The sequence below is a fragment of the Vibrio sp. Vb1337 genome (assembly GCF_033338715.1).
Lineage (GTDB): Bacteria > Pseudomonadota > Gammaproteobacteria > Enterobacterales > Vibrionaceae > Vibrio > Vibrio alginolyticus.
Genome location: NZ_JAWOTD010000169.1, coordinates 1 through 1,204, shown reverse-complemented (window position 1 = coordinate 1,204; position 1,204 = coordinate 1). Strand labels below are relative to the sequence as shown.

Here is a 1,204-nt window from a genome sequence, read left to right as displayed (position 1 = left end):
CATTGAAGACTCTGAAATATCATCAATGAGCATTGCTGAGTAAGAGGCGTCTTCGAAGGAGAGTTCAGTCGCTGGCTCGCGGTTTTCAAGCGAGTATTTCTGTTTGATGGCTTCGATTTCGCAAGCGCACCAAAAGTCTAACCAATGAGGGAAGCACTCTGCTACGGTTAATTCAAGTAGATAGACGTCGTCATGTAGGTTGTTCGGATGCAGTCGAACCAAATCTCGATAATCCATTAACTCAAACAAGACAGAAAGACTTTTGGACTGGTACTCAGGATAGCGTGCCAGCAAGTTCGTTTCTCGTTGATGAGTGATGGACTCAAAGAGAGAGGCTCTCTCTTGTGGTGTGAGGAAGCGAAGAACAATATCGATCAGTGCCTGTTGTTTTGTTTCAATAGGCAAATCTGTATTGGAAAGCGAAACCAAAGACAGCTTAAGACTCATGATACAACCTAGATCTGACGTTTTTTATAGTTAGTACGTGCGTTATATCACTTCAGAAAAATTATGCTATTAGTTTCTATTTGTATGGTTACGTAATGCAAAGAATCGAAAAAAAAGCCGCTCTTTTGAGCGGCTTTTAAGTATTTGTTAGGCAACTAAGCTTCTTGCTTTTGTAACTCCGCTTCAGCGGCAGTTGCTTCTACTAAAGCATCAACAATGACCGCACATGCTGCATCACCAGTAATGTTTAGAGCCGTACGAATCATGTCGAAGATACGGTCAAGAGCGAAGAGTAGAGGCAGACCTTCAATTGGGATACCCGCCGCTAGTAGTACTGCTACCACTAGGAAAGAAGGGCCCGGAACACCAGCTTGACCAACCGCACCTAGTGTTGAAGTCACGATGATCGCGATGTAAGCGCCCATGCCTAGGTCGATGTTGAACAGCTGTGCAAAGAAAATAGCCACCAAGCCGTAGTAAATCGCATTACCAGACATGTTGATGGTCGCGCCCAGAGGCAGAACGAATGACGCAGTTGAGTTTTTCACGCCAAGTTCTTTTTCACACGTATCCATAGTGACAGGCAGTGTCGCCATTGACGACGCTGTTGATAGTGCAACTGCTTGTGGTTTTTTCATTGCAGACACGAATTTCTTCGCTGATGTCTTAGTGAAAACATGCACCATTGCAGGGTATACGATAAAGCCAAACACGAGGATTGCTGCAACGTAAACAACGAACAGTTTGAATACAACCA

At 44.4% G+C, this 1,204-nt stretch carries 1 protein-coding gene and 1 pseudogene; both read right to left on the bottom strand.

From position 1 onward, the window contains the following. Positions 1-447, bottom strand: a pseudogene (gene opaM, locus R7E42_RS24765) (acyl-homoserine-lactone synthase OpaM); the annotation flags it as partial. A gap of 155 nt (positions 448-602) precedes the next feature. Next, positions 603-1,204: dicarboxylate/amino acid:cation symporter (locus R7E42_RS24760; protein WP_318073199.1), on the bottom strand; the 602-nt coding region annotated here is incomplete at its 5' end.